Here is a 26,980-nt window from a genome sequence, read left to right as displayed (position 1 = left end):
AACCAAGAAGCATTCTTAAGAGGATATCCAGAATGCCGCACCTGCCCGTCTTACACCGCTCCACATTGAGCCTTTCGATTACCCGCGCACTGTTCGCCGGCCTGCTCGCGGCCAGCCCGTTGCTGGCTGCGACCGTCCAGGCACAACCGGCGAGTGCCGAACAGAACCGTAGTTATGCCATTCCCGCCGGCAACCTCGACCAGGCGCTCAACCGCTTCGCCAGCGAGGCGGGCATTCTGCTGTCGGTGGACTCGCGCCTGACGGCGGGCAAGCGCAGTCCCGGCCTCAGCGGCACTTATCCCGTGGGCGAAGGGCTGGCGCGCCTTCTGGCCGGTACCGGTCTGCAAGCGATCAATACCGGCGGTAACTATGCGCTGGAGGTGGCGGTGGACAATGTCGATGCATTGGAGCTTGGGGCGACCAATGTCACAGGCATGCAGCTTGGGGTGACTACTGAGGGAACCGGTAGCTATGCGACTGGAGCAACGGCCGTGGGCAGCAAGATTGCCAGTGGCGTTCGTGAGGTGCCGCATAGTGTTTCAGTGATCACACGCCAGCGTATCGAGGATCAGAACCTCAGTAGCCTGACTGATGTCATGAGCAAAATGACCGGCGTTTCGCTACAGAAAGGCGGTGTTTCCCAGGCTGCCATGGGCAATGAGAGCAATTTTTTCTCACGTGGATTTGCTGTCTCCAACACGACGATCGACGGTGGGGCGCCGCTGACAACGTCCATTGCCGGTTTCGGGTCGCTCAGCCAACTGGATATGGCCCAGTATGACCATGTCGAATTCCTGCGGGGCGTGGATGGCCTGTACTCCAGCAGCGGCGATCCGGGTGGCACCGTAAATCTGGTACGCAAACGTGCCCAGCGGGAAAAGCAACTGACGTTTTCCACTTCGGCCGGAAGTTGGGACAACTACCGCACGGAGTTCGACCTGACTGGACCGTTGGTCGATAGTGGCGATATCCGCGCTCGGATCGGCATGGCCTACCAGGACAGCAAGTCGTTCATCGATTACGTCGATACGCAAAACACGCTGACCTATGGTTCGCTGGAGTTCGACCTCGATGCAGACACTACCCTGACCGTAGGCGGTAGTTTGCAGGACAACGATGGTGTTCCCTACTTCGCCGGCCTGCCACGCTATACCAATGGTGATGACCTGAAGCTATCCCGCCATACCGCTTATACTGCGGACTGGAACACCGTGCGGGAGAAGACGACTCAACTCTACGCCAAGCTCGAACACAACCTGAATGCCGACTGGTCCCTGGTCACCGACCTTTCCTATGTCGATATCGACCGCGATTCAGTCGGTCTTTATTTCTTTGGTGGCGTCGACCCACTTACTGGCACAGGCCCAACCTGGCACCAGTTCCCTAACAAGGGCGGTAGCATACGCAAGACCGTCAATAGCTACGTCAAGGGTGGTTTTGATGCGTTCGATCTGCACCACGACCTGTTGGTGGGCGTCGATTACACCAACACCGTGGGTACTGTGGTCCAGCGTACAGGCCTTCGAGGGCTGCCGCTGGACCTGAGTGGCAAGAATCCACCGCAGGACCAGGGCAGTACCTACACCAAGAAACAGGAACTGCCCGAGATTCGTCGTTCGGCCTATGGAATGGTCCGTCTGGCACTGTCCGAGGACTTGAAGTTCATTTTGGGTGGTCGTGCCTCTGACTACAGCTACCAGAACAAACAGGACTTCGCCAACTCCGCGTCAACCCGCCCTGGAACAAAACACGAACGTGGCGTTTTCACTCCTTACGCTGGCCTGACCTATGACCTGAACGGCGAGTGGACGGCTTACACCAGCTATGCCGAGACCTTCACGCCACAGGCGGGATTTACCGACTCGAACGGTGTCCAGATCGACCCTGCCACGTCGAAAAACTACGAGTTTGGGGTCAAGGGCCAACTGTTTGACGGGCGGATGAATACTTCCTTTGCCCTCTATCGCATGGAGCAGGAGAAGGCCGCTGTCTATGACGAGAATGGTATCAACAGTGGGCCGCCCGAAGCGGATGCCACTTGCTGCTATTTCAATGCAGGCCAAGTGATCAGCAAAGGTTTCGATGCAGAAGTCAGCGGAGAGGTTGTTAGAGGCCTGCAACTGATGGCCGGCTATACCTACAACCACCTTACTGCCAAGGATGCCGATGAAGGACGGAGTACCTTCGAGGGCGTTACGCCCAAGCATCTATTGAAGGTCTGGGGTACTTACCAGCTGCCAGGGGAGTTGCGTGACTGGAAACTCGGCCTGGGCGTTACTACCCAGAGTGATACGTCCAAAACGGGGTCCGTTACGCCTTACAACCCGGCCACAGGTCAGTTCAACGGAGATCCTGTCGACTACAAGTTCATGCAATCAGGCTACACGCTCTGGAGTGCAAGCCTCGATTACCTGATTGACAAGAACTGGTCGGCTACGCTGAATGCCAACAATCTTTTCGATAAGAAGTATTACTCGACGGTGGGTACATCGGCGTACAACAATTTCTATGGTGATCCGCGTAATTTCATGTTGACGATACGCAGCAAGTTCTAATCCAGCATGAAAATAAGGTACAGCTCTTAGAGTCTGTTCACGGTCTGCTGCGCGCTGGCCCCGTGGCGTTAGAAACGGCTCGCAGAACTGCTGGCGGGCAGTGTATTTCAGGGTGACCGGAGGGCGAGCGATCGAGTCATGCTCATTTACCACTCGTAGACTGTGCTTGATTCGCTGCGCTCACCCTGACGGACCAGCCTTCGGTTGTTACTTCGCTGCGGTACGTTTCTCGCCTGTTTCGGGCTGTCGTCGACTTCACCATTCCCAATGCTCCGCTGCCAGAAGTAGAATTGCGACGAGTTCTTATTATTAAGCTCGTTGCAGGAGCCGGGATGTCCATTGCGCCCCCAGATACATCGAGCCACGCCCAGCTGGACGCGCTCTACCGCGAGCATCATCGCTGGCTGAACGGTTGGCTGCGTCAGCGTTTGGGGGATCGCGAGCAGGCGGCCGATATCAGCCATGACACCTTCGTCCGGTTGATCGCCGGGACCTTGGTCCAGCCCTTGCGCGAGCCGCGCAGCTTCCTCGCCACGGTGGCCAAGCGGGTGATGGTCGACCACCTGCGTCGGCGCAGCCTGGAGCAGGCTTACCTGGAGGCCGTGGCCCTCGAACCCGAACTGGCGGCCTGTTCGCCGGAAGAACGCCTGCTGATGCTGGAAACCCTGTTGCAACTCGATGCGATGCTCGACGGCCTCGGCCCCAAGGTGCGCCAGGCTTTTTTGCTGGCGCAACTGGATGGCCTGGGCTATGCCGAGATCGCCAGGCGCCTTGGGGTTTCGGTCAGTTCGGTGACCAAGTACATGGCCAAGGCCACCGAACAGTGCCTGCTGTTCGCCCTGGACGCCCAAGGGTGAATCTTCCGGCCCAGCGCCAGGCCCTGCGCGATGCCGCCCAGTGGCACGCACGCCTTGGCGCCGCGCCGGATTGCGCCCGGACCCGTGAGCAATGGCAGGCCTGGTATGGGCACGCAGACATCCATCAATGGGCCTGGCAGCGGCTGGAACTCTTGCAGAGCGAGTTGCAGGGCCTGCCCGGGCCGTTGGCGCGGCGCGCCCTGGGCCGTGGCGTCGCGCAGCCGATGCGGCGCACGGTCCTCAAGGGGCTGGTGCTGGGCCTGGGCGTTTCCGGGCTGGCCTGGAGCGGGTATCGGCAGGCGCCCGTCTGGCTTGCCGACCTGCGCACCCGCACCGGCGAGCGCCGCAGCCTGGTCCTGTCGGACGGCACTCGCCTTACGCTGAATACCGCCAGTGCCGTGGATATCCGTTTCGATGCCGGGCAGCGGCTGCTCGTCCTGCGGGCCGGCGAGATCCTGGTCGAAACGGGCAAGGACCCCCGGCCCTTCAAGGTGCGTAGCGCCCATGGCGAGATGCGCGCTCTGGGCACGCGCTTCAGTGTGCGGCAGTTCGCCGATCACACCGCGCTCGATGTCCAGCAGCATGCCGTTGCCGTGCGCAATGCGCCCGATGCTGCCGAAGTGCGGGTCGATGCCGGCATGGGCCTCGATTTTGCTGATGGTCCTCTGCCTGCGCCACGGCTCTCCGATCCGAGCCATGGCGCCTGGAGCCAGGGGCGCCTGGTGATCGACGACTGGCGCCTGGACCGTGTGCTGGCCGAGTTGCAACGCTATCGGCCAGGTTTCATCGAGTGTGCTGACGAGGTTGCCGGCCTGCGTCTGTCCGGCGCCTACCCGCTGGACGACACCGACCGTGCTCTCGCCGCCATCGTCCAGGCGCTGCCGGTGCGTGTCGAGATGCGTACACGTTATTGGGTGCGCGTCCGCCCGCGTGTTTGAAAATATTTTTCATTTCCCATTGTCGATTTGCAGGCGCCCGTTCGACCTCTCCTGAAAACAGCCAACAAGGCCTTTGCAGGAGCCAACCATGACACGCACTCCATCCTCGCAGCCTCTTGCGAGAACGCCGCTCGCGGCCGCCATTCTCGGCGTCACCCTGGCGCTGCCGCTGGGACTTATCGCGCCGCTGCTCGGCCATGATGGCCAGGCGCATGCCGAAACGCGCATGCAGACCTACTCGATACCCGCAGGTGCGCTGGGTTCGGCACTGGCTCGCTTCGCCAATGAGGCAGGTGTGGTGCTCTCTTTCGATGCGGCGCTGACCAATGGCAGGCAAAGCCCGGGCCTGCAGGGCCGCTACAGCGTCGAGCAAGGTTTCTCGCGCCTGCTGGCGGGGACTGGGCTGCAAGCGCTGGCCGGCCAGGGGGGCAACTTCAGCCTGGTGCCCGCAGTCGAGGCCGGTGAGGCGCTGGAGCTTTCTTCGGTGGCCATTTCAGGCAAGGTGCAGGGTGCGACGACCGAGGGTACGGGCTCATACACCACGGGGGCCGTGAGCATCGGCAAGTCTGTGCAATCGCTGCGCGAGACGCCGCAATCGGTCACCGTCATGACGCGCCAGGTGATGGACGACAAGAACCTGAATACCCTGGACCAGGTGCTCTCCAAGACGCCAGGTCTGTCCTTCACTCAGCGTAACTTCGGTTCCCATCGATATCAGTCGCGTGGCTTCGATATCGACGACGAAGCCTACATGATGGACGGTATTCCCGGTCAGGCCTACAACATGACCGGCTGGATGCCCACTGACATGGCCATTTATGACCGTGTCGAGGTCCTGCGTGGAGCGGCGGGTCTGCTGGTGGGCGCCGGTGGTCCGGGCGGTGCGATCAACCTGGTGCGCAAACGGCCAACCGCGGAGCCGCAATTCTCCATCACCACGCGGGCCGGCTCCTGGGATAACTACCGCCTGGATCTGGATGGCAGCAGCCGACTCAATGATGCGGGTACGCTGCGCGGGCGTTTCGTTGCCGCCTATGAAGACAAAGGCTCCTACCTGGACGGGCTGGATGCGAAAACCCCTCTGCTGTACGGCATCGTCGAGGCGGACCTGACGGATGACACCACCCTGACCCTGAGCGTGCGGCGTCAACGAACCGAGATCAGGGGCTATACCATTTTCAACCTGCCCCGCTACAGCAATGGTCAGTCGCTGGATATTTCCCGCTCCACGTCATTGACCCAGGACTGGAACAAGCATGAGACCGAGCTCGATGAGGTGTTCACCGAGCTTGCCCATCGCCTCAACGATGACTGGACCCTCAAGACCTCGCTGACTCACTCCGAAGGCGGCTTCGACCAGGCGCTGGCCTATGCGCGTGGTGCGGTCAATCCGGTCACCCAGGCCGGCTCTACGTTCCGCAGTGTCGAATTTCGCAACACCAGCGCCAACAGTTCCGGCATAGACAGTTTTCTGGAAGGCCGCTTCGATGCATTCGGGCGTAGCCACCAGGTGACGGTGGGGGCCAACTGGTCGAAGCAGGAAATCACCGAGAAGCGAGCACCGGTATCGATCAATGTGCCGATCGACATCTTCGATGTGGACCGTCATGCCTTCGCCAAGCCGGCCCGTCCGGCCTGGTCGGTGATCAGCGACTACGTAGATACGCGGGCAGGTGTCTACGCCAATACCCGCCTGCGTCTGTCCGAGCCATTGAGCCTGGTGCTCGGTGCGCGTGTCAGTTGGTACAAGTACGACTTCGACAATCGCTTCGGCAGTGGTGACTACGTGGCCCGGCAGCATCGGCAGGTCACGCCCTTTGCCGGCCTGATCTACGACATCGACCAGAACTGGTCCTGGTATGCCAGCTATGCCGATATCTTCAAACCGCAAAGCAACCAGCGCAATGTCGGGGGCTCCTTTCTCGATCCGGCCGTCGGTACGAACTACGAAACCGGAATCAAGGGTGAATTGCTCGACAAGCGGCTGAATCTTTCCCTCGCGCTGTTCTACATCAAGCGCGAGGATGTTTCTGTCGAGGACAAGGCCAATTCAGGCCAGTGCCTGAGCAACGACACCTGGGGAACCTGCTATATCAACGGTGGCATCCAGCGCAGCAAGGGGTTCGATGTGGAGGCCAGCGGTGAAGTACTGCCAGGCCTGGAAGTGTTGGCGGGCTACACCTACAACATGACCAGCAGCGCTGGCAACGCAGCCATGACCATCGATACGCCGAAGCATCTCGCCCGGGTCAGCACCAGCTATACCCTGCCTGGAAACTGGAGCCGCCTGACGCTGGGTGCTGGGGTTTCCGCGCAGTCCGGCTATGTGAACGAAACGACCCTGGGTGACGAGTACGGCTCTCCCGGTCGCGCCATCCTGGATGCGCGCGCCTCCTGGAAGCTCGACGAGCACTGGAAAGTCAGCCTGACCGGGGAGAACCTGACGGACCGCAAGTATTACGCGACTGCCGTTGGAACCGACCGTGGCAATATCTTCGGCGATCCGCGTTCCTACATGCTGACCCTGCGTGGGGACTTCTGATTCGAACCTGGATGAGCGGGCAGGCATGCCCGCTGTTTTGCGCCTCGCTCAGCCATACTGCCCCGCCGGCTCCTGCACGGAGGCCGGTGGGTCGATGACGATGCGGCTGCGCAGCCACTGGGCGAAGCCGGCTTCGTCGATGGAGCCTTCGGCCAGGCCGAGCATCGCGGCATATTTCTCTTCATCGCTGGCAACCAGCTTGCAATCATTGAGCTGCAAAAAAACACGGTAGCAAACATGTGCTGTGCGTTTGTTGCCATCGAGGAATGGGTGGTTGCGAGCCAGGCCATACGCCAGGCTTGCCGCCAGGTCAGCCAGATCCGGTGGTGGTTCGCCATAGGCATGGAACTGCTGCGGGCGTGCCAGGGCAGAGTCCAGCAGTCCCTCATCGCGTGTGCCGTTGGCACCGCCATGCTCGGCCAGTTGACGCTCATGAATAGCCAACGCCAGCTGTTTACTGACCCAGATGATCATCGCTAAACCCTCACTGCGCCAGTTTGTGCAGGACTTGCCGGTCTTCACGCATGATCTGTTCGGCCACGGCCATCTGCTCGGCCAGGGTCGGATCGAATGGGGTGAGCTTGATGCCGTCGGGGGTTTCCAGCACATACAGCTCGTCGCCTTTTTCCAGGCGCAGGCGAGCGAGGATTTCCTTGGGCAGGATGACGCCGGCAGAGTTGCCGATGGCGCTGATCTTGAGTTTCATTACAGCCTCCGGAGATTGTTATAACGGATGGTATAACTCAATCTCGGACGCCTGCAAATGACTTTTCCTGGCGGGCCAGCTTGAAGCCAGAAGCCATGTTCCGTGCCACGACCGAAGATCACGGTACGGACACCTTCCCACACTCCAGGCTTCCAGCTCTTCTCTCCTTACGGTGCCTGCAATTCCTTGTTGCTGCCATCGTCATCGATAGCCGGCTCGTTCGTGGCGGCGGGAGCGGACACGGCCTGTTCGCTGTCGGCATCCGGCACGTTCAGGTAGGGCAGTTGCAGGGCCTGGCTGGTCTTCCAGCGAATTTCGTTGGTCAGCGTCGCGCTGTCGTTGATGTTGCGTCCGTAGGACGGGACGATTTCCTTCAGGCGCGCTTCCCAGCCGGCGGCCATCTGTTGCGGGAAGACCTTGGCCAGCACGTTCAGCATGATCGGTGGCGAGGTGGACGCACCGGGCGAGGCGCCCAGCAGGGCGGCGATGGTGCCGTCCGCGTCGCTGACGATTTCCGTACCGAATTGCAGGATCATGCCTTGCTGCGGGTCGCGCTTGATCACCTGGACACGTTGGCCGGCGGTCACCAGTTTCCAGTCTTCCGGCTTGGCGTTGGGGAAGTACTTGAGCAGTTCGGCATGGCGGTCCGCATCGCTCAGGGCCGCCTGTTGCACCAGGTATTTGACCAGGTCCAGGTTCTCGCTGCCGACGCGCAGCATGCCGCCGAAGTTGTTGTGCGTGACCGAGGAGAACAGGTCGAACCAGGAGCCATCCTTGAGGAACTTGGTGCTCTGCAGTGCGAAGGGTCCGAACAGCACCACGGGCTTGCCGTCGAGTTTGCGCGCATCCAGGTGCGGTACGGACATCGGCGGCGAGCCGGCCTCGGCCTTGCCGTAGGCTTTCACATCATGGCGTTCGGCGATGGCGGGTGCCTCGAAGGCGAGGAACTGGCCGCCGACCGGGAAGCCCGCATAGTCGCGGGACTCGGGGATACCGGACAGTTGCAGCAGTTTCAGCGAAGCGCCGCCGGCGCCGATGAAGACGAAGCGCGACTTGATGGTGCGCTCCTTGCCCGTGCCGATATCGAGTACGGTGACGCTCCAGGTCTTGTCCTCGTTCTGGTGCAGGGCCGTCACCTCATGGCTCAGCTCCAGGTGGAAGTTCTCGCTCTTTTGCAGTGCCTGGGTGAGCTGGTTGGTGATCACGCCGAAGTTGACGTCGGTGCCCAGCGGCATAAAGGTGGCAGCCACCTTCTGCGCCGGATCGCGGCCTTCCATCAGCAGCGGCGCCCACTGGCGAATCTGCTCCGGGTCCTCGGAGAACTGCATGCCATAGAACATCGGGTTCTTCACCAGCGCGGCATGGCGCTTGCGCAGGTACTCGATGTTCTCGTCGCCCCAGACGAAGCTCATGTGCGGCGTCGGGTTGATGAAGTCGGACGGCTTGGGCAGACGGCCCTGTTCGACCTGGTGCGCCCAGAACTGGCGCGAGATTTCGAATTGTTCGACGATCCCGACCGCGCGCTTGGTCTCGATGGAGCCATCCGCCAGTTCGGGGGTGTAATTCATTTCGGCATACCCGGAGTGCCCGGTGCCGGCGTTGTTCCAGCCGTTCGAACTCTCTTGTGCGACGCCGTCCTGGCGCTCGAACAGATGCAGGTTCCAGCTTGGTTCCAGCTCCTGCAGATAGGTCGCCAGGGTCACGCTCATGATGCCGCCACCGATCAGCACCACGTCCACCGGCTGTTCGTTCTCTGCGGGGGGCACGCTGCGCTGGTACAGCGGCCAGTAGAGGAAGAGTGTCAGTGCCACCGCCAGTGACACACTTATTCCAAGCAAGGCTTTAATGATCTTTTTCATGATATCCGTGCGGTTTCCGCGATTTTTTAGTGAGCGATAAGATCGTAACAAATGATGGCGACAAAAGTTCCATTTACAGGCGCATACGTTTTCCATTAGCGCGGCCTGCGCAGGGCGAATATGCGCTGTCATGGAATCGTCATGGCCTGCTCCTAAGGTCAGCGGCTCGCAGCCTTGGAGTCCGCCATGCACGATCAAGAATCGACCGACCTCGAACGCATCGCCAGCCTGTCCCGCCGTGGTTTCATCGGCATGGGCGCCCTGGGTGCCGCCGCTTTCTTCCTGGGTGGCTTGCCGCTGGGGAGTGCCCATGCCGGCGCCGTTCGCAGTCGCCTGCTGGGATTCGACAATCTTCCTGCTTCCACACGCGATGCTGTCGTTCTGCCGGAGGGCTATCAGTCCCGCGTACTGATCAGTTGGGGCCAGCCGCTGGCTGAAGACGGTCCGGCCTTCCGTCATGACGGTGGCAACAGCGCCGTCGAGCAGTTGCAGCAGTTCGGCGACAACAACGACGGCATGAGTTTCTTCCCCTGGCCGGGCGACGCGGACCGGGCGCTGATGGCGATCAACAACGAATACGTGAACTACCAGTACCTGCTGGCCCATGGCGGCTTGCCGCAATCGGCGGAGGATGTGCTCAAGGCGCAATCAGCCGAAGGGGTGACGGTCATCGAGGTGCGGCGCCAGCAGGGCGAGTGGTGCTTCGTGCCGGGCTCCAGCTACAACCGGCGCATCCACGGCAATACACCGATCGGTGTCAGCGGGCCGGCGCGCGGGCATGCGCTATTGCGTACCGCTGCCGATCCGCAGGGTATCGAAGTGCTGGGCACCTTCCAGAACTGCTCCAGCGGGCAGACGCCCTGGGGCACCTACCTGACCTGTGAGGAAAATTTCACCGACTGTTTCGGCAGCGGCGATCCACAACTGTCGCTGGATGCCGACCAGAAGCGCTACAGCGTCACCCATGCCAGCCAAGGCAACGACTGGCACCGCTTCGACCCGCGATTCGATATTGCGCAGCATCCGAACGAGCTCAACCGGCACGGCTGGATTGTCGAGATCGACCCGTTCGACCCGCAGTCCCGTCCGCTCAAACGCACCGCCCTGGGGCGCTTCAAGCATGAGAACGCGGCGCTCGCCACCAGTCGCGATGGCCGGGTGGTGGTCTACATGGGCGACGACGAGCGGGGCGAGTTCATCTACAAGTTCGTCAGTCGCGACCGTCTGCAACCCGGCGATGCCCGCGCCAACCGCGATATTCTCGACCACGGCACGCTCTACGTGGCCAGCTTCGATGCCGGTGATGGCGACCGCGACCAGCCAAAGGGCCGTGGTCGCTGGATCGAGCTGCGCCATGGGCGCAACGGCCTGACCGAAGACAACGGCTTCACCAGCCAGGCCGATGTGCTGATCCGCGCCCGCCAGGCCGGTAGCCAGGTCGGTGCCACGCGCATGGACCGTCCGGAGTGGATCGCGGTCAGCCCGCACGACGGGCAGGTCTATTGCACCCTGACCAACAACAGCAAGCGCGGCGAAGATGGCCAACCGGTCGCCGGGCCGAATCCGCGTGCGAACAACCTCTACGGGCAGATCCTGCGCTGGCGCGAGGATGCTGACGATGCGGCGGCATTGGCGTTCGACTGGGACCTGTTCATCATCGCCGGCAATCCCGTGGCGCACCCTGGCAGCGCGAATGCCGGTTCGCGCCAGATCAATGCCGCCAATATGTTCAACAGCCCGGACGGGCTGGGTTTCGACCGCGATGGGCGGCTGTGGGTGCTGACCGATGGTAAGTACAGCAACAGCGGCGACTACGTGGGGATGGGCAATAACCAGATGCTCTGCGCCGACCCCGAGAGCGGCGAGATTCGCCGCTTCATGGTCGGGCCAGTGGGCTGCGAGGTCACCGGCCTGGCTTTCGCGCCGGACTACCGGACGCTGTTCGTCGGCATCCAGCATCCCGGCGAGGAGGGCGGTTCCGGCTTTCCCGACCATGTGCCCGGCGGGCGTCCACGCTCCTCGGTGATGGCGATCACAAGGACGGATGGTGGAATCATCGGCGCTTGAGCGCTTGCGCAGCCGCGGCTCGCCCACGAACGGCAGCCACCGGCCCCACAAGCCAGTGAAAGGGTAATAGAATAACGGCCTTCTCCTTCGGAGCGCGCTGTCATGCTCAAACCTTATACCGCCAGGACGCCGTTGGCCTGTACGCCGCACGACCACTCCCATTGCGTCAACGATGCGCTGGCCAATGCCGAGGCGGTCTGCGCACGCCAGGGGGTACGCCTGACCGCGTTGCGCAAGCGCGTGCTGGAACTGGTCTGGGACAGCCACAAGCCGCTCGGTGCCTACGACATTCTGGCGGTGCTGAGCGAGCAGGACGGCCGCCGCGCCGCGCCGCCGACGGTCTACCGGGCACTGGATTTCCTGCAGGACAACGGCCTGGTGCACCGTATCGCCTCGCTCAACGCCTTCATCGGCTGTAGCCATCCCGAGCATCCGCACCAGGGGCAGTTCCTGATCTGCCGTAACTGCCATACCGCCATCGAGCTGGAGCAGCCTGCGATCGCCGAAGCCATCGTCGGTGCGGCGAAGGCGGTCGGCTTTGCCGTCGAGGGCCAGACGGTCGAGGTGGTCGGACTCTGCACGGCCTGTCAGGCGGCGGCATGAGCGACCTGCTGATTCGCCTCGAAGGGGTCGGTGTGCGTTTCGGCGCGCAAGCGGTGCTCGATGGCGCGAACCTCAAGGTTTCGCGGGGTGAGATCGTCACCCTGATCGGCCCCAATGGCGCCGGCAAGACCACGTTGGTTCGCAGCGTACTCGGGCTGCTCAAGCCGGACAGTGGTGAGGTCTGGCGCAAGCCCCGGCTGCGCATCGGCTATATGCCGCAGAAGCTGCACGTGGACGCCACCCTGCCGCTGTCGGTGCTGCGCTTCCTGCGCCTGGTGCCGAAGGTGGATCGGGCACGGGCGCTGGCGGCGCTGGCGGAGGTCGGTGCGGAGCATGTGATCGACAGCCCGTTGCAACGGGTCTCCGGCGGCGAGTTGCAGCGCGTGCTGCTGGCCCGCGCCCTGCTGCGCGAGCCGGAACTGCTGGTACTGGACGAGCCGGTGCAGGGGGTGGACGTCGCCGGCCAGGCCGAGCTGTACCGGCTGATCGGGCAATTGCGCGAACGCTATGGTTGCGGTGTGCTGATGGTGTCCCACGACCTGCACCTGGTGATGAGCGCCACCGACCAGGTGGTCTGCCTGAACCGCCATGTCTGCTGTTCCGGCCATCCGGAGCAGGTCAGCAACGACCCGGCCTTCATCGAGCTGTTCGGCCAGGATGCGCGCAGCCTGGCGATCTATCACCACCACCATGACCACAGCCACGATCTGCAGGGCGAGGTCGTACCGGGCCTGAGCATCCACGGCCCGGTCAAGCCGCACGTCCATGGAGATGGCTGCAAACATGCCTGATTTTCTGCTCAATGCCTTGCTCGCGGGCCTCGCCCTGGCACTGGTGGCCGGGCCGCTCGGCTCCTTCGTGGTCTGGCGGCGCATGGCCTATTTTGGCGACACCCTGTCCCATGCCGCGCTGTTCGGCGTTGCCCTCGGGCTGATGCTGGACATCAGCCCGACCCTGGCGGTCACCGTCGGTTGTGTGCTGCTGGCAGTGCTGCTGGTGACCCTGCAACAGCGCCAGCCGCTGGCGTCCGACACGCTGCTCGGCATCCTCGCCCACAGCACCCTGTCACTGGGGCTGGTGACCCTGAGTTTCATGCACGACGTGCGTATCGACCTGATGGGCTACCTGTTCGGTGACCTGCTGGCCGTGGGGCCGGTCGACCTGGCCTGGATTCTCGGCGGCAGCGCCTTGGTGCTGCTGATCCTCGTGCCGTTGTGGCGGCCGCTGCTGGCGATCACCGTGCACGAGGAACTGGCACGGGTCGAAGGCTTGCCGGTGGCGGCCATCCGCCTGGCGCTGATGCTGCTGATCGCGGTGGTGATCGCCGTGGCGATGAAGATCGTCGGCGTGCTGCTGATCACCTCCCTGCTGATCATTCCCGCCGCCGCCGCGCAACGCCATGCGCGCACGCCGGAGCAGATGGCGCTGGGCGCCAGCCTGCTGGGGATCGTCGCCGTCTGTGCCGGCCTGGCATTGTCCTGGTACCAGGACACCCCGGCCGGCCCGTCCATCGTGGTCAGCGCGGCGGCGCTGTTCCTGCTCAGCTTCGCTGCGCCACGGCGGCAGGCGGCTTGAGGCTGTACACGCCTTTGCCCCCTCTCCCGTTTACGGGAGAGGGCTGGGGATAGGGGCTTCTCGCAATTCCCCAGACGGCCTGCCCCGGCACGAGCAAGGCCTGAGTGTAATGAGTAGAATGCCGCCTTTGTGCCGACGCACCCACAAGGTTCGCACGTGATCGAATTCCAGCAAGTCCACAAGACCTATCGTGCCGATGGCCGGGAAATCCCGGCCTTGCATGCCACCGACCTGCGCATCGAAGAAGGCGAGGTGTTCGGCCTGATCGGCCATTCCGGCGCGGGCAAGAGCACCCTGCTGCGGCTGATCAACCGCCTGGAGGAGCCCTCCGGCGGGCGTATCCTGGTTGGCGACGAAGACGTCACCGCCCTCGATGCGACGGGTCTGCGGCGCTTTCGCCAGCGTGTGGGCATGATCTTCCAGCACTTCAACCTGCTGGCTTCGAAGACCGTGGCCGACAACATTGCCATGCCCCTGCACCTCTCGGGTGCCTGGCCGCGCGAGGCGATCGAACGGCGGGTCGCCGAGTTGCTGGAGCGCGTCGGTTTGCGCGAGCAGGCGCGCAAGTACCCGGCGCAGCTTTCCGGCGGACAGAAGCAGCGCGTTGGTATTGCCCGCGCCCTGGCCACCGGGCCGGATCTGCTGCTGTGCGACGAGGCGACCAGCGCCCTCGACCCGCAGACCACAGCCCAGGTGCTGCGCCTGCTGGCCGAGATCAACCGCGAATTGAAACTGACCATCGTGCTGATCACCCACGAGATGGACGTGATCCGTCGCGTCTGCGACCGGGTCGCGGTGATGGACGGCGGCCGCATCGTCGAGCAGGGCACGGTGGCCGATGTGTTCCTGCACCCACGACACCCGACCACCCAGCGCTTCGTGCTGGAGGACGAACAGGTCGATGAGCACGAGCAACTGGCGGATTTCGCCCAGGTGCCGGGGCGCATCCTGCGGCTGACCTTCCGTGGCGAAGCCACCTACGCGCCGCTGCTGGGACGCGTGGCACGCGAGACGGGCGTCGACTACAGCATCCTGTCCGGGCGTATCGACCGCATCAAGGACACCCCTTATGGCCAGCTCACCCTGTCGCTGGTGGGCGGCGACCTGATCGCCGCCGTGGCGCGCCTGGAAGCCGCCGACGTACATGTGGAGGTACTGCGTTGATGGATGCTTTCTTCGTCAATGTCGACTGGTTCGAAATCTGGCTGGCGACCCTGGACACCTTGCTGATGCTTGGCGGCTCGCTGCTGTTCACCGTGTTGCTGGGGCTGCCGCTGGGGGTTCTGCTGTTTCTCTGCGGCCCACGGCAGTTGTTCGAGCACCGCGCGTTCTATGGTGTGCTGTCGTTGCTGGTCAACGTATTGCGCTCGTTGCCTTTCATCATCCTGCTGATCGTGATGATCCCGCTGACCGTGGAGTTGGTCGGCACCTCATTGGGCGTGGCAGGTGCCATCCCGCCGCTGGTGGTCGGCGCTGCACCGCTTTTCGCACGGTTGGTGGAGACTGCGCTACGTGAGGTGGACCGTGGCATCATCGAGGCGACCCAGGCCATGGGGGCCAGTACCCGGCAGATCATCTTCGATGCGCTGCTGCCCGAGTCGCGGCCAGGCATCATCGCCGCTGTCACGATGACAGCCATCACCCTGGTGGCCTACACCGCGATGGCCGGCGTGGTCGGCGCTGGAGGCCTGGGTGACCTGGCGATCCGCTTCGGCTACCAGCGTTTCCAGACCGACGTGATGGTGGTCACGGTGGTCCTGCTGCTGGTGCTGGTGCAGATTCTGCAAACCCTGGGCGACAAGTTGGTGGTACATTTTTCCCGCAAGTGACATTTCAGGGCGAGCGTACGATCGCACCCCGCTCAGCACTTCACCTCGCCCAACTTTCAAGGAATCGAACGATGAAAAAGATTTTTGCGGCCCTGGCCGTAGCCGTTGCATTCAACGCCCAGGCGGCGGAAACCGTGACCGTCGCAGCCACCGCCGTGCCCCATGCGCAAATCCTCGAGTTCATCAAGCCGGCGCTGGCCGAGCAGGGCGTCGACCTGCAGGTGAAGGTCTTCACCGACTATGTGCAGCCCAACGTGCAGGTGTCCGAGAAGCGCCTGGACGCCAACTACTTCCAGCACCAGCCCTACCTGGATGAGTTCAACCGTACCCGCAACACCGAACTGGTCAGCGTCACCGGCGTGCATATCGAACCGTTCGGCGCCTATTCCACCAAGCACAAGAGCCTCGACGCGCTGCCCAAGGGCGCCAGCGTGGCGATCCCCAACGACGCCACCAACGGCGGTCGCGCCCTGCTGCTGTTGCAGAAGGCCGGCCTGATCACCCTGAAGCCGGAGGCCGGCATCACCGCCACGCCGCGTGACATCGCCGAGAACCCGAAAGGCCTGAAGATCCGCGAACTGGAAGCTGCCACCCTGCCGCGCGTGGTGAACCAGGTGGACCTGGCGCTGATCAACACCAACTATGCGCTGGAAGCCAAGCTCAACCCGACCCAGGATGCGCTGATCCTCGAAGGCAGCGACTCGCCCTATGTGAACATCCTGGTCGCGCGCCCGGACAACAAGGACTCCGAAGCCCTGCAGAAGGTCGCCAAGGCCCTGCACAGCGATGCCCTGGTGCAGTTCATTGAAGAGAAGTACAAGGGTTCGGTCGTACCGGTGAAGTAAGAGGCTCTCACTATCCCTCGACGTCCGTGCCTAAAAGCCCGCGTTTATCGCGGGCTTTTGCTATCCGCCGTTCCAGGTTCAATCCATCCTATGGGCTAGAACTCCCCACGCAGGCTGACGGTAAAGTTGCGTGGCTCGCCGACATGACTATAGAAGTAGTTGTCCGAGATGTTCGAGTAGTACTTCTTGTCGAACACATTGTTCATGTTCAACTGGGTCGACCAGTGCCCGTCGATCCTGTAGGCAAGCATCGCATTCCAGATGGCGTAACTGCCCTGTACCGGATTCAATCGGGTCGTGCTGTTCGTCTTCTGTTCGCTGCGGAAGTTGACGCCTGCGCCTACGCGCCATTTTCCCTGGTCGCCTGGTAGCTGGTAATCGGACCAGAGGCGGAGCACATGCCGGGGACCATAGTCGAACGGTTTTCCTTCCAGGGCTTTATCGGTGTCCTGCAAGTATCGGTTCCGGTTGTAGGTGTAACCGGCACTGACTTGCAGTCCCTGGGTCAGCTTGCCATGGGCTTCCAGTTCGAAGCCTTCGCTTCTCACTTTCCCGGCGGCACGTGAGCAATACCAGCCATCGCACACCATGGGCGCATCGTAGTCCGTGACAGCACGGTCTTTCTGGTCCACGCGGTAGATGGCCAGAGAAGTGTTGAGGTCTCCATCGAAATGCTCGCCTTTCACTCCTGTTTCATAGGCAATGCCGGTCATGGGCGGCAGTATCCTGAACTGGGCATCGGTCGAAGTCTGGGGGCTGAATATTTCCGTATAACTGGCATACGCCGACCACTGAGGCGTCAAGGCGTACACCAGTCCGGCATAGGGCGTGAACTCGCCATTTTCTTCCAGGGACGAGCGCGATGTGCTGGCAGCATTCAATATGGTCGTCTCCGAGTCGAACGCGTACCAACTCACCCGTGCGCCCAGGTTGAGGGTGAGTTTGTCTGTCAGGTGGCTGCGTAGCATGCCGTACAGGCCGCGTTGTTCTGTATCGGTATCCTGCTCGAGGATCGCGGTCGGGGTCGACTGTTCAAGGCGTGGCGGATTGTGTCTCGGATCGAAGACGTTATAGGTGGCGTAGCCCCAGTACTGGCTATAGCCGTCGTCCCGTTCCTGTCTGGAATAGTTGCCGCCCAGGACCAGATCGTGGGCGAGGCCGAACAATTGCAGGTTTCCTGTAAGGTTCATGTCCAGGCCGTGGCTTTTTGCCGAGTCCGAATAATCGAAGCCTGGCCCGCTGACGGTGTTGCCGCCCAGGGCCACCAGTCCATTCGCGTGGGACTCGATGGCGTCATAGCTCTCCTGGATGAAAACGGCCGTGCTCTTGAAGCTCCAGTCGGCATTCAACCTGTGTTCAAGGTCGATGAAGGTCTGCTTTTCACGGCGAGTTGCCTCGTTCCAGCCCGGGGAGAGATAGGCCGATCTGGATAGACCCAGTGAACGGCCATCCGCGTAGCGGGGCACTCCGCTATACAAGGCGCTGTTGCCATTCAGGCGGGCATACGAGAACCCCAGGCCAATCACCGTATTGGGTGAAACATCGAGATCGAGGGCCGCATAGGCATTGGCGTCCTTGTCCCATACCGAATCGAGGAAGGAATGCCCATCCTGGTAATCGACGACTATCCGGGAGCGTAAGGTGCCCGTTTCGTTCAAGGGGCCTCCGGTATCGATACGCGTGCCGTAGGTATCCCAGGAGCCTGCGCGTGCTTCCAGACTGAGCGCGTTGTCAGCCAACCCTCTCTTGCGTACCAGGTTCACCGATCCTGCCGGATGTCCGGCACCTTCGAGCAGCCCTGATGCGCCACGCAGGACCTCTATCCGATCAAGGTGGACGGCGCTTGCGGACAGTGAATTCCCCCAATTGTGATAGCGCAACATGGGAACACCGTCGTACTGAAGCGACTCTGTCAGGTAGCCACGAGCATAGATGTCACTGCCTCCGTTCGGGCGCCGGATCAATACGATACCCGGTGTATTGGCCAGTGCCTCTGTGACGGTATCCAGCCGCTGGTCATCCAGTCGCTTGCGTGTCATGACGGTAACGGACTGTGGAATCTCCTTGAGGGACCTTGCGCCCTTCATGATGCTGGCCGCCGTGGATGCATAAGAGCCACTGCCTTCGCTCATGAGCCGAGGAGTCGCTGAGCTGTCGATACGGGTCGCATCCAGCTCCACCGGCCCGCTGCCCTCCTGCAGCTTGCGCAGGGTCAGGGTCTTTTCGTCGACGAACTGGAAGCCGTAGCCGCTGCCTTGCAGTAGCCGTTGCAGCGCCTGGCTGGGTGGGAAACTGCCGTTCAGGGGGTTGCCGTCGAGGCCGGCGACGTCGTCGGAGGTGAACAGGATGCGCAGCCCGGCCTGGTCAGCGAAGCGGGTCAGGGCGCTGTCCAGCGGCTGGGCGGGGATATCGAAGCGTGCTGGCTGTTCTGCCGCCAGGGCAGGCAGAGTGCAGCCGAGCAGGGTGGCGAAGGCGATGGCGCGGCGCAATGAGCGGGTGGGTTGGTCGTGCATGGTTGGCCCTGTCTTGTGCGGGTTGGCGATGGCGCGATAAATACGAATACTTCGCGCTTCATGCCTACGACGAAACAGCCTGGTCGACCTTGCCGTGGCGGATCGAAAATTTTTCAGGCGCCAGCGGTGAACTCGCTGATCAGGGTTTAGGACGGATCAGCGTCAGCAGTGGCAGGCGGGTGATGCTCAGTGGCTGAGTCTGCTCCAGGGTGCGCAGCGCGGCTTGCGGGTCGTCCAGCTCGAATACGCCGCTGATGCGCAACCCGCGCAATGCGTCATCGGTGAGGTGGAGCTTGCCGGGCAGGTGGCGCTCCAGTTCGGCCAGTACCTCGCCCAGCGGGCGGCGGTTGAAGATCAGTTTGCCGCGTTGCCAGGCGGTGCTGTCCTGAGCGTCCACCTGGCGCAATGCGCCCAGGGGTTGTCCAGCCTGGTAGGTCACGCCCTGTCCGGCGACCAGCCGTACGGCCGTCTGCTTGCCCGAGGTCACTTCGACGATGCCTTCGCTCACCACCACGTCGGTGTGTCGAGCGTGCAGGTCAACGTCGAAACGCGTACCCACGGCGCGCACGCTGCCATCCCCGGCCTGCACGATGAAGGGGCGGGTGGCGTCCTTGGCCACGTCGAACAACGCCTCTCCCTTGAGCAACCGGACCGTGCGGCTGCCCGGGGAATAGTCGATGGCGACGGCGGAAGCACTGTTCAGCCAGAGCTGGCTGCCGTCCTGCAAGTGCAGTTGGCGGCGCTCGCCAACGGTGGTGACGTGGTCGGCCCGCAGTGTCACCAGTGGGTCGAGCAGAGCGCCACCGACGACTACGATGGCCAGCGATGCCGCCAGGGCCACTGTGAGCAGGCGGCGGCGTGTTCGGCGTGGCGCCGGTGGGACGAAGTGCCTGGCTGCTTCGGTTTGTGGAAGGTCGTCCCACAGGGACTGGGCGCCCTGTGCGGCTGCCCGGTGGGCGTCGCTGAGTTGGCTCCAGTGCGCGAAGGCCTGCCGGTCAGCCGCCGTGGCGCGGCCCGAGTGCAGGTGCACCAGGCGCTCGATGGCCTGGTCTTCGAGTGTCGCCTGCTCCTGTGTCAGATGCTCGCTCACTGGCTGTCCCTCTGCCGACGCCAGGCATGGCAATGGCGCATGGCCTGGACGATGTACTTGCCCACCATGCTTTCGGAGACGCCGAGGCGCGTAGCGATCTGGGTATGGGTCAGCCCTTCCAGCCGGTTGAGCAGCAGCGCCAGGCGGGCATTGGCGGGCAACTGGTCGAGAGCGGCATCCAGTTGTGCCAGGCTCTGGCTGGCGGCCAGGGCACTTTCTGGGCCTGAGCAGGGATCGTGGATATCCGCCGCCTCCAGCTCATCGGCGTGCAGGCCGGCCAGGCGCCGCTCTTTGCGCAGGTGGTCGATGGCCAGGTTGCCGGCGACGCGGAAGACATAGGCGCGCGGCTCATCGATCGGTGTGCCGGGCTGCAGGCGGGCCAGGCGCAGGTAGGCGTCCTGGGCGACATCCGCCGCACACTCCACATCGCCCAGGCGGCGGGCGAGGAAGCGCAGGAGGTCATCGTAATGCTCCTGGAAGCTTGCCAGCAGATCGGCTGAGTCGCTACGGGACATGATCCTGCCTTGTCGTGCCTGCCCGCTCGGGCGATAGGCGCGCAAGACTACATCAATCGAGAAACGTTATCAGCAGGATCAGCTTGCAGCTCAAAGCTCGTATTCCACATCGTCCCGGTCGCTGAGTACCGACAGGTCCAGCGGGCGCATGGCGCCCATCCACATCGGGTAGTCGCGGTGGTCGCGCAGGTCGTTGCCGGTGATCGGGTGGATCAGGATGGTCAGGCCCTGGCGGTTGAGCATCAGCCATGGGATCACCTGGGCGAACAGCTCGGCACGGAAGGCCAGTTGGCAGCTCCAGTCGGGGTGCGGCCCGACCGGCTGCTGGTGGACGCGGCCCATGCGCAGCGGGAACTGCCGTGCCGCTTCCTCGCACAGGCTGCGCGCCTGCTCGAGGCTGTCGGCGTCGAAGTAGACATGGGCATGGTAGCCCCGTACACGCACGTCCATCGTCATCCCTCCATCAGTTGCCGACGCAGTTCAGCCAGTACCGGCGTGCTGTCCGGACGCACGCCGCGCCAGAGCTGGAACGCCTCGGCGGCCTGGCCGACCAGCATGCCCAGGCCGTCCAGGGTCGTGGCGGCGCCTTGCTCGGCGGCCCAGCGATTGAAGGCGGTCGCCTCCTTGGCGTACATCATGTCGTAGCAGACGCTGTGGCCAGGTCGGATCACGTCGCGGGCGATGGCCGGCAGCTCGCCGCCGAGGCTGGCCGAGGTGCCGTTGATGATCAGGTCGAACGGTGCCTGTAATTCATCGAAACCGCTGGCCGACACCTCGCCCAGGCTGGCGAAGGCTTCGGCCAGTTCCTCGGCCTTGGCGTGTGTGCGGTTGGCGATCACCAGACGGCCTGGGCGCTGTGCCAGCAAGGGCTCCAACACGCCGCGCACCGCGCCACCGGCACCCAGTAGCAGTACGCTCTGGCCTTCGATGGCGACACGGTTGTCCAGCAGGTCGGCGACCAGCCCGGCGCCGTCGGTGTTGTCGCCGAGCAGGCGGCCGTCGTCGAGTTTCTTCAGGGTGTTCACCGCGCCGGCACGGCGGGCGCGCTCGCTCAGCTGGTCGGCCAGGCGGTAGGCCTGCTCCTTGAATGGCACCGTGACGTTGGCGCCCAGGCCCTGGCGGAAGAAGTCGCGGGCGAAGCCGGCGAAGTCGTCCAGTGGCGCCAGCAGCGCCTCGTAGCTGAGCGACTGGTCGGTCTGCGCGGCGAACAGGCGGTGGATCTGCGGGGACTTGCTGTGCCCGATGGGGTTGCCGAAGACGCCGTAACGGTCCATCACAGGCCCGCCTCGCCGAGCCAGTCACGCTCCTGCAGGAAGTACTCGGTCAGCCGTGCCTCGGGCGTGCCTGGCTCGGCCTTCCAGTCGTAGCCCCAGCGCACGATGGGCGGCAGCGACATCAGGATGGACTCGGTGCGTCCACCCGATTGCAGGCCGAACAAGGTGCCACGGTCGTAGACCAGGTTGTATTCCACGTAGCGCCCACGGCGGAACGCCTGGAATTCGCGCTGCGCTTCGTCGAAGGGTGTCGACTTGCGTCGCTGGATGATCGGCAGATAAGCCTCCAGGTAGGCATCGCCGATGGCGCGCAGGAAGGCGAAGCTGGTGTCGAAGTCCCACTGGTTGAGGTCGTCGAAGAACAGCCCGCCGACGCCGCGCGGCTCGTTGCGGTGCTTGAGATGGAAGTAGCGGTCGCACCATTCCTTGAAGCGCGGGTAGACATCGGCGCCGAAGGGCGCACAGGCCGCGCGGGCGACCTGGTGCCAGTGCACGCAGTCTTCTTCGACGCCGTAGTAGGGCGTCAGGTCGAAGCCGCCGCCGAACCACCAGACCGGCTCTTCTCCCTCCTTCTCGGCGCTGAAGAAGCGCACGTTGGCGTGGGAAGTGGGCACATGCGGGTTTTCCGGGTGGATCACCAACGACACGCCGAGCGCCTGGAAGCCGCGTCCGGCCAGTTCCGGCCGATGGGCGCTGGCCGAGGGCGGTAGCCCGGCACCGAACACATGGGAGAAATTCACCCCGCCTTTCTCGACCAATGCGCCGTTCTCGATCACCCGCGTCCGCCCGCCGCCGCCGCCAGGGCGCTGCCAGGCATCCTCGATGAAGCGCGCGCGACCGTCCTCGGCCTCCAGAGCGGCGCAGATGCGGTCCTGCAGGTCGAGCAGGTAGGTCTTGATGGATTCGATACGGTCGTTCACTCAGGTCACCTTGGTCGGCCGGCGGGTGCGATTTTCAGGCGGCAAGCATAACATCCAGCCTGGTTTCCCTGGCTGGGCCAGGCCCGCGAGAACATTCTTGATAAGGAGTCGATATGGCAACGCGTATCCAGTTCAGCCGGCATGGCGGTCCCGAGGTTCTCGAACAGGTCGATGTAGACCCGCTGGCGCCCGCGCCGGGCGAGGTGCTGGTGCGCAACCACGCGGTCGGCCTGAACTTCATCGACACCTATTTCCGTGACGGTCTGTATGCGCCGCCCAGCCTGCCGTCCGGCCTGGGTACCGAAGCCGCCGGGGTGATCGAGGCGATCGGCGAAGGTGTCAGCGGCTGGCAGCCCGGGGACCGCGTTGCCTATGCCACCGGCCCGCTCGGCGCCTATGGCGAGTACCACACCCTGCCGGCGCGGCACCTGGTCAGGCTGCCCGAGGCCATTGGTTTCGAACAGGCGGCGGCGGTGATGCTCAAGGGCCTGACCGTGCACTACCTGCTGCGCCAGACCCAGCGTCTCGAAGCCGGCCAGACCGTGCTGTTCCATGCCGCCGCCGGTGGTGTCGGCTCCATCGCCTGCCAGTGGGCGAGGGCGCTGGGGGTGCGGCTGATCGGTGTGGTCGGTTCAGCGGAAAAGGCCGCGCGGGCGCAAGCACTGGGGGCCTGGGCGACCATCGACAGCAGCCGCGAGGACGTGGTGCAGCGCGTGCTTGAGCTGACCGAGGGGCGCAAGTGCCCGGTGGTCTACGACTCGGTGGGCAAGGACACCTGGGAGACCTCGCTGGATTGCGTGGCGCCGCGTGGCCTGTTGGTCAGCTTCGGCAATGCCTCGGGGGCGGTCACTGGCGTCAACCTGGGCATCCTTGCGCAGAAGGGGTCGCTGTTCGTCACCCGGCCGACCCTGGCCAGCTACGCCGACAGCCCTGCGCACCTGCAAGCCATGGCCGACGAACTGTTCGAACTGATCGCCAGTGGTGCCATCGAGGTCGAGATCGGCCAGCGCTTCCCCCTGACCGAGGCCGCCGAGGCCCAGCGCCGCCTGTCGGCACGGCAGACCACCGGTTCGACGGTCCTGCTGCCCTGACTCGGGGGGCTTGCGGCCTGCCGCCGCGGCTGCGATGGGGGTGTTGCACTTTCCGCTGGTTTGGGTGACCTTTATCAGGCAATTCACTAATAGAGGGATTTTTTATGTCGAATAGTCATATCTATAAGAAAATCGAGATTGTCGGCTCTTCGCCCAACAGCGTCGACGAAGCGATCCAGAACGCCATCAGCGAAGCCGGCCGCAGCCACCAGAACCTCGACTGGTTCGAGGTCGGGGAAATTCGTGGGCATATCGAGCAGGGCAAGGTGGCGCACTTCCAGGTCACCGTGAAAATCGGCTTTCGCCTGAGCGACGGTTGAGCCCACCGTAGGGTGCGCCATGCGCACCGATGCACCGCGCGTTGGTGCGCACGGCGCACCCTACCGGGCGCTTACCGCCGCAGCCCGGCGACGATCTCGAAGGCGCGGTGGCGGTCTGTGGTTTCGTAGAAGTCGCAGGTGAAGATCAGCTCGTCAGCCCCTGTCTGCTCCAGCAGGACCTCCAGGCGTGCGCGGATCTTCTCCGGGCCGCCGATCAAGGCCATCCCGAGGAAGTTGCCCACCGCATCCTGTTCGTGGGGTAGCCACAGGCCCTGCATGCTGTTCACCGGAGGGCGCAGCAGCAGGCTCTGGCCGCGTACCAGCGCCAGGATGCGCTGGTAGGCCGAGGTGGCCAGGTACTCGGCGCGTTCGTCGCTGTCGGCGGCCAGCAGCGGCACGCCGAGCATCACATAGGGCTTGTCCAGCACGGCGGAGGGCTGGAAGTTCTCGCGGTACAGGCGGATCGCGTCATGCATGAAGCGTGGCGCGAAGTGCGAGGCGAAGGCATAGGGCAGGCCCTTGGCCGCCGCCAGTTGCGCGCTGAACAGGCTCGATCCCAGCAACCAGATCGGCACCTGGCTGTCGACGCCGGGCATGGCGATCACCTGCTGTTGCGCCTGGCGCGGTCCGAGCAGCGCCTGCAATTCCTCGACGTCCGCCGGGAAATCATCGGCGCTGCCCAGACGGTCGCGGCGCAGTGCGCGGGCGGTGAACTGGTCGGCGCCGGGAGCGCGGCCAAGGCCCAGGTCGATCCGCCCCGGATACAGCGCTTCCAGGGTGCCGAACTGTTCGGCGATCACCAGTGGCGCATGGTTGGGCAACATGATCCCGCCCGAGCCGAGGCGGATGCGCTCGGTGCCGGCAGCCAGGTAGCCGATCAGCACGGCGGTGGCGGAACTGGCGATGCCATCCATGTTGTGGTGCTCTGCCACCCACAGGCGCTCGAACCCGAGGGACTCGACATGCCGCGCCAGGGCCAGGGCGTTGTACAGGGCCTGGCGCGCGTTGCCGTCATCGCGCACGGGCGCCAGCTCCAGCGCGGAAAAACGGACCTGCTCAAGATTGCTCATGCTCTCCTCCTCGGAAGATGGTGCGTGTATCGCTAGATACAGCGGGTGGCCTCGGCTTTTGCCAGCTCCTTGCCCTGTTCGTCACGCAACCAGCCCTGGGGCTGGAAGCCTAGGGAGCGGGCTTCGAAGACATAGCGCCGGCCAGCCTGGAATGCGTCGTAGCGTACCAGTAGCGTGCAGCGCAGGTACTGGCTGTCGCCGAACAGGCTCGTGCCACCGCCGCCGCTGACCTCGAAATCGTAGCGCGCTTCCAGGCGGTGGGCGCCCGGTGTGACCTGGAAGTAGCGGCCATCGGCCGTGCGCACGCCGTCCAGCCGGTCGGCCATGAAGATATCCGTGACCTGGCCGCGCAGATCGACCCAGGCCATGCCGGGGTCGGCCTCGGGCAGGGGGCTGGCACAACCGGTCAGCAGCAGGCAGGCGAGCAAGGCGCGCAACATGGTTTACCCTCGCAGGGCGTTTTTCGTCGGAACCACACAATGCCATATCCGCCATATCCGCTCATGCGCCTGACACGCTTCTGCCTGCCGTCGCTGTTCATTCTGCTGGCCGGCTGCTCCAGTTATTACGGCCAGTTGGCCACGGGGCAGCTCGAACTGCTGCGCCAGCGCCAGCCGGTCGCCACGCTGGTGGACGACCCAGGCACCGCCCCGGCATTGCGTGAGCGCCTGGCCAATGCACAAGAGGCGCGCCGCTTCGCCAGCGAGCGGCTGGCGCTGCCGGACAACGGCAGCTACCGCCAGTACGCCGACCTTGGTCGCCCTTATGTGGTGTGGAACCTGTTCGCCACCCCGGAGTTCTCGGTGGAGCCGCTGACGCGCTGCTTTCCGATCGCCGGATGCGTCGCCTACCAGGGTTACTACCGCCAGGGCGCTGCGCGGGGTCGTGCCGCCATGTTGCGGCAGCAGGGCTTCGATACCCATGTGGCCGGGGTCGAGGCCTATTCGACGCTGGGTTGGTTCGACGACCCGCTGCTCAACACCATGTTGCGGCGCAACGACGAGCAACTGGCCGGGTTGATCTTCCACGAGTTGGCGCACCAGCGCCTGTATGTCCGTGACGACACCACCTTCAACGAGTCCTATGCCAGCTTCGTCGAACAGCAGGGGCTGCATGAGTGGCGGCAGCAGCAGGGATTACCGGAACACGACCAGGCCGCCCGCGAGGCCTCCCGCCAGGTGATCGAGTTGCTGCTGGACAGCCGGGAGCGCCTGCGCAGGCTCTACGCCCAGCCCCATGACGAAACCCGCATGCGCCAACTGAAACAGACCGAGTTCGACCGCCTGCGCACGGCCTACCGACATCTGCGCGAGCATCAGGAGCAGCCTTTGCCGGGGCTCGACCGCTGGTTCCAGCAGCCGCTGAACAATGCCACGCTGCTGCCCTTCGGCCTGTACGACCGCTGGGTGGCGGCATTCGCCCGAATATTCGAGCAGTCCCGGGGCGATTGGCGGGAATTTCACCAACGGGTGGAATCCCTGGCGGCAATGCCACTCGAACAGAGGAACGGGCGGTTACGGGAACTGCTCGCAACGGATTTGCAAGGAGAACGACCATGACACGCTGGACCTGCACCCTGCTACTGACCCTGGCCACCACGTCCGCTTTCGCCGCCCCCAAGCCCTGCGAGGAACTCAAGGCGGAGATCGAAGCGAAGATCCAGGCCAATGGCGTCCCCAGCTACACCCTCGAGATCGTCGACAACGCCGACGTCGGCGACCAGGGGATGGTGGTCGGTAGCTGCGATGGCGGTACGCGCAAGATCATCTATCAGCGCAATGACTGAGGTTGCAGGCGACAAGCAACCTTGA

At 63.7% G+C, this 26,980-nt stretch carries 26 protein-coding genes; 15 read left to right on the top strand and 11 right to left on the bottom strand.

Features of this window, described 5'->3' with window-relative positions; genetic code table 11:
- Positions 1–32 precede the first annotated feature (32 nt).
- The 4 genes from HW090_RS09925 (at position 33) to HW090_RS09910 (ending at position 6,892) form a co-directional block, all read left to right on the top strand.
- A complete protein-coding gene (locus tag HW090_RS09925) occupies positions 33–2,555 on the top strand; it encodes a TonB-dependent receptor (protein ID WP_179113379.1) in 2,523 nt (840 codons plus the stop codon).
- A gap of 332 nt (positions 2,556–2,887) precedes the next feature.
- Positions 2,888–3,412, top strand: a complete 525-nt coding sequence (locus tag HW090_RS09920) for a sigma-70 family RNA polymerase sigma factor (protein WP_179113378.1) — start codon at positions 2,888–2,890, stop codon at positions 3,410–3,412.
- A complete protein-coding gene (locus HW090_RS09915; RefSeq protein ID WP_179113377.1) occupies positions 3,409–4,350 on the top strand; it encodes a FecR domain-containing protein in 942 nt (313 codons plus the stop codon). Before HW090_RS09920 ends, HW090_RS09915 begins: the two co-directional genes overlap by 4 nt.
- 88 nt (positions 4,351–4,438) lie before the next feature.
- Positions 4,439–6,892: a TonB-dependent receptor gene (locus HW090_RS09910; protein WP_179113376.1), complete on the top strand. Its 2,454-nt coding sequence runs from the start codon at positions 4,439–4,441 to the stop codon at positions 6,890–6,892.
- Positions 6,893–6,940: 48 nt separating this feature from the next.
- Here the strand turns inward: HW090_RS09910 and HW090_RS09905 are convergent, their stop codons facing one another.
- The 3 genes from HW090_RS09905 to mqo form a co-directional block, all read right to left on the bottom strand.
- Entirely contained in the window at positions 6,941–7,366 is a 426-nt protein-coding gene (locus HW090_RS09905; protein WP_179113375.1) for a type II toxin-antitoxin system death-on-curing family toxin, read from the bottom strand.
- Between the two features lie 10 nt (positions 7,367–7,376).
- The gene (locus HW090_RS09900) at positions 7,377–7,598 is read right to left on the bottom strand and encodes an AbrB/MazE/SpoVT family DNA-binding domain-containing protein (RefSeq protein WP_179113374.1); all 222 of its coding nucleotides are present in this window, start codon (positions 7,596–7,598) and stop codon (positions 7,377–7,379) included.
- A 167-nt stretch (positions 7,599–7,765) separates the two neighbouring features.
- The gene (mqo, locus tag HW090_RS09895; RefSeq protein ID WP_373416393.1) at positions 7,766–9,460 is read right to left on the bottom strand and encodes a malate dehydrogenase (quinone); all 1,695 of its coding nucleotides are present in this window, start codon (positions 9,458–9,460) and stop codon (positions 7,766–7,768) included.
- Between the two features lie 183 nt (positions 9,461–9,643).
- Here mqo and HW090_RS09890 point away from each other — a divergent pair, with 183 nt between their 5' ends.
- The 7 genes from HW090_RS09890 to HW090_RS09860 all read left to right on the top strand — a co-directional run bounded on the left by HW090_RS09890 (position 9,644) and on the right by HW090_RS09860 (position 16,376).
- On the top strand, positions 9,644–11,524 hold the full coding sequence (locus HW090_RS09890; RefSeq protein ID WP_179113372.1) for a PhoX family phosphatase: 1,881 nt from the start codon (positions 9,644–9,646) through the stop codon (positions 11,522–11,524).
- A 102-nt stretch (positions 11,525–11,626) separates the two neighbouring features.
- Positions 11,627–12,127 (top strand): zinc uptake transcriptional repressor Zur, encoded by a 501-nt coding sequence (gene zur / locus HW090_RS09885; protein WP_179113371.1) that lies wholly within the window; start codon positions 11,627–11,629, stop codon positions 12,125–12,127.
- Positions 12,124–12,918 carry a zinc ABC transporter ATP-binding protein ZnuC gene (znuC, locus tag HW090_RS09880; protein ID WP_179113370.1) on the top strand — a complete coding sequence of 265 codons (795 nt, stop codon included), beginning with the start codon at positions 12,124–12,126 and terminating at the stop codon, positions 12,916–12,918. The genes zur and znuC overlap by 4 nt, the downstream gene beginning before the upstream one ends.
- Entirely contained in the window at positions 12,911–13,702 is a 792-nt protein-coding gene (znuB, locus tag HW090_RS09875) for a zinc ABC transporter permease subunit ZnuB (RefSeq protein ID WP_179113369.1), read from the top strand. The genes znuC and znuB overlap by 8 nt, the downstream gene beginning before the upstream one ends.
- Before the next feature lie 156 nt (positions 13,703–13,858).
- A complete protein-coding gene (locus HW090_RS09870) occupies positions 13,859–14,866 on the top strand; it encodes a methionine ABC transporter ATP-binding protein (RefSeq protein WP_179113368.1) in 1,008 nt (335 codons plus the stop codon).
- On the top strand, positions 14,866–15,531 hold the full coding sequence (locus tag HW090_RS09865; RefSeq protein ID WP_179113367.1) for a methionine ABC transporter permease: 666 nt from the start codon (positions 14,866–14,868) through the stop codon (positions 15,529–15,531). Before HW090_RS09870 ends, HW090_RS09865 begins: the two co-directional genes overlap by 1 nt.
- 71 nt (positions 15,532–15,602) lie before the next feature.
- Complete coding sequence (locus tag HW090_RS09860; protein ID WP_179113366.1) at positions 15,603–16,376, top strand: MetQ/NlpA family ABC transporter substrate-binding protein; 774 nt, start codon at positions 15,603–15,605, stop codon at positions 16,374–16,376.
- 95 nt (positions 16,377–16,471) lie between these two features.
- Here the strand turns inward: HW090_RS09860 and HW090_RS09855 are convergent, their stop codons facing one another.
- From HW090_RS09855 to hemF, 6 genes are all read right to left on the bottom strand, one after another.
- Positions 16,472–18,889 (bottom strand): TonB-dependent receptor, encoded by a 2,418-nt coding sequence (locus tag HW090_RS09855; protein ID WP_179113365.1) that lies wholly within the window; start codon positions 18,887–18,889, stop codon positions 16,472–16,474.
- Between the two features lie 139 nt (positions 18,890–19,028).
- Positions 19,029–19,979, bottom strand: a complete 951-nt coding sequence (locus HW090_RS09850; protein ID WP_256930645.1) for a FecR family protein — start codon at positions 19,977–19,979, stop codon at positions 19,029–19,031.
- Positions 19,976–20,494 carry a sigma-70 family RNA polymerase sigma factor gene (locus HW090_RS09845; RefSeq protein WP_179113364.1) on the bottom strand — a complete coding sequence of 173 codons (519 nt, stop codon included), beginning with the start codon at positions 20,492–20,494 and terminating at the stop codon, positions 19,976–19,978. Before HW090_RS09845 ends, HW090_RS09850 begins: the two co-directional genes overlap by 4 nt.
- Before the next feature lie 90 nt (positions 20,495–20,584).
- Positions 20,585–20,950, bottom strand: coding sequence for a DOPA 4,5-dioxygenase family protein (locus HW090_RS09840; protein WP_179113363.1), 366 nt, complete (start codon positions 20,948–20,950; stop codon positions 20,585–20,587).
- Positions 20,947–21,768, bottom strand: a complete 822-nt coding sequence (gene aroE / locus HW090_RS09835) for a shikimate dehydrogenase (protein WP_179113362.1) — start codon at positions 21,766–21,768, stop codon at positions 20,947–20,949. The genes HW090_RS09840 and aroE overlap by 4 nt, the downstream gene beginning before the upstream one ends.
- Complete coding sequence (gene hemF, locus HW090_RS09830; protein ID WP_179113361.1) at positions 21,768–22,688, bottom strand: oxygen-dependent coproporphyrinogen oxidase; 921 nt, start codon at positions 22,686–22,688, stop codon at positions 21,768–21,770. Before hemF ends, aroE begins: the two co-directional genes overlap by 1 nt.
- Positions 22,689–22,801: 113 nt before the next feature.
- Between hemF and HW090_RS09825 the strand changes: the two genes are divergently transcribed.
- Both HW090_RS09825 and HW090_RS09820 read left to right on the top strand, forming a co-directional pair.
- Entirely contained in the window at positions 22,802–23,779 is a 978-nt protein-coding gene (locus tag HW090_RS09825; protein ID WP_179113360.1) for an NADPH:quinone reductase, read from the top strand.
- 104 nt (positions 23,780–23,883) lie between these two features.
- The gene (locus HW090_RS09820) at positions 23,884–24,099 is read left to right on the top strand and encodes a dodecin (protein WP_179113359.1); all 216 of its coding nucleotides are present in this window, start codon (positions 23,884–23,886) and stop codon (positions 24,097–24,099) included.
- 71 nt (positions 24,100–24,170) lie between these two features.
- On the opposite strand, the gene HW090_RS09815 is transcribed toward HW090_RS09820, so the two are convergent.
- Complete coding sequence (locus HW090_RS09815; protein ID WP_179113358.1) at positions 24,171–25,169, bottom strand: LLM class flavin-dependent oxidoreductase; 999 nt, start codon at positions 25,167–25,169, stop codon at positions 24,171–24,173.
- A gap of 32 nt (positions 25,170–25,201) precedes the next feature.
- The gene (locus tag HW090_RS09810) at positions 25,202–25,609 is read right to left on the bottom strand and encodes a hypothetical protein (protein ID WP_179113357.1); all 408 of its coding nucleotides are present in this window, start codon (positions 25,607–25,609) and stop codon (positions 25,202–25,204) included.
- A 39-nt stretch (positions 25,610–25,648) separates the two neighbouring features.
- Here HW090_RS09810 and HW090_RS09805 point away from each other — a divergent pair, with 39 nt between their 5' ends.
- Both HW090_RS09805 and HW090_RS09800 read left to right on the top strand, forming a co-directional pair.
- Positions 25,649–26,728 carry an aminopeptidase gene (locus HW090_RS09805; protein WP_179113356.1) on the top strand — a complete coding sequence of 360 codons (1,080 nt, stop codon included), beginning with the start codon at positions 25,649–25,651 and terminating at the stop codon, positions 26,726–26,728.
- Positions 26,725–26,955: a DUF1161 domain-containing protein gene (locus tag HW090_RS09800; RefSeq protein WP_179113355.1), complete on the top strand. Its 231-nt coding sequence runs from the start codon at positions 26,725–26,727 to the stop codon at positions 26,953–26,955. The genes HW090_RS09805 and HW090_RS09800 overlap by 4 nt, the downstream gene beginning before the upstream one ends.
- The last annotated feature ends 25 nt before the right edge of the window (positions 26,956–26,980 follow it).

This window comes from Pseudomonas sp. ABC1 (assembly GCF_013395055.1).
Taxonomy (GTDB): Bacteria; Pseudomonadota; Gammaproteobacteria; order Pseudomonadales; family Pseudomonadaceae; genus Stutzerimonas.
This window is presented reverse-complemented; position numbering and strand designations above follow the sequence as displayed.

Bases quoted from the DNA above. Each gene is read 5' to 3' on its own strand.
- znuC (WP_179113370.1), top strand. From the start codon at position 12,124: ATGAGCGACCTGCTGATTCGCCTCGAAGGGGTCGGTGTGCGTTTCGGC.
- aroE (WP_179113362.1), bottom strand. From the start codon at position 21,768: ATGGACCGTTACGGCGTCTTCGGCAACCCCATCGGGCACAGCAAGTCC.
- HW090_RS09900 (WP_179113374.1), bottom strand. From the start codon at position 7,598: ATGAAACTCAAGATCAGCGCCATCGGCAACTCTGCCGGCGTCATCCTG.
- HW090_RS09820 (WP_179113359.1), top strand. From the start codon at position 23,884: ATGTCGAATAGTCATATCTATAAGAAAATCGAGATTGTCGGCTCTTCG.
- HW090_RS09825 (WP_179113360.1), top strand. From the start codon at position 22,802: ATGGCAACGCGTATCCAGTTCAGCCGGCATGGCGGTCCCGAGGTTCTC.
- HW090_RS09800 (WP_179113355.1), top strand. From the start codon at position 26,725: ATGACACGCTGGACCTGCACCCTGCTACTGACCCTGGCCACCACGTCC.
- HW090_RS09920 (WP_179113378.1), top strand. From the start codon at position 2,888: ATGTCCATTGCGCCCCCAGATACATCGAGCCACGCCCAGCTGGACGCG.
- znuB (WP_179113369.1), top strand. From the start codon at position 12,911: ATGCCTGATTTTCTGCTCAATGCCTTGCTCGCGGGCCTCGCCCTGGCA.
- HW090_RS09815 (WP_179113358.1), bottom strand. From the start codon at position 25,169: ATGAGCAATCTTGAGCAGGTCCGTTTTTCCGCGCTGGAGCTGGCGCCC.
- HW090_RS09910 (WP_179113376.1), top strand. From the start codon at position 4,439: ATGACACGCACTCCATCCTCGCAGCCTCTTGCGAGAACGCCGCTCGCG.
- HW090_RS09890 (WP_179113372.1), top strand. From the start codon at position 9,644: ATGCACGATCAAGAATCGACCGACCTCGAACGCATCGCCAGCCTGTCC.
- HW090_RS09865 (WP_179113367.1), top strand. From the start codon at position 14,866: ATGGATGCTTTCTTCGTCAATGTCGACTGGTTCGAAATCTGGCTGGCG.
- HW090_RS09905 (WP_179113375.1), bottom strand. From the start codon at position 7,366: ATGATCATCTGGGTCAGTAAACAGCTGGCGTTGGCTATTCATGAGCGT.
- HW090_RS09840 (WP_179113363.1), bottom strand. From the start codon at position 20,950: ATGACGATGGACGTGCGTGTACGGGGCTACCATGCCCATGTCTACTTC.
- HW090_RS09855 (WP_179113365.1), bottom strand. From the start codon at position 18,889: ATGCACGACCAACCCACCCGCTCATTGCGCCGCGCCATCGCCTTCGCC.
- HW090_RS09805 (WP_179113356.1), top strand. From the start codon at position 25,649: ATGCCATATCCGCCATATCCGCTCATGCGCCTGACACGCTTCTGCCTG.
- zur (WP_179113371.1), top strand. From the start codon at position 11,627: ATGCTCAAACCTTATACCGCCAGGACGCCGTTGGCCTGTACGCCGCAC.
- HW090_RS09810 (WP_179113357.1), bottom strand. From the start codon at position 25,609: ATGTTGCGCGCCTTGCTCGCCTGCCTGCTGCTGACCGGTTGTGCCAGC.
- HW090_RS09925 (WP_179113379.1), top strand. From the start codon at position 33: ATGCCGCACCTGCCCGTCTTACACCGCTCCACATTGAGCCTTTCGATT.
- HW090_RS09860 (WP_179113366.1), top strand. From the start codon at position 15,603: ATGAAAAAGATTTTTGCGGCCCTGGCCGTAGCCGTTGCATTCAACGCC.
- HW090_RS09845 (WP_179113364.1), bottom strand. From the start codon at position 20,494: ATGTCCCGTAGCGACTCAGCCGATCTGCTGGCAAGCTTCCAGGAGCAT.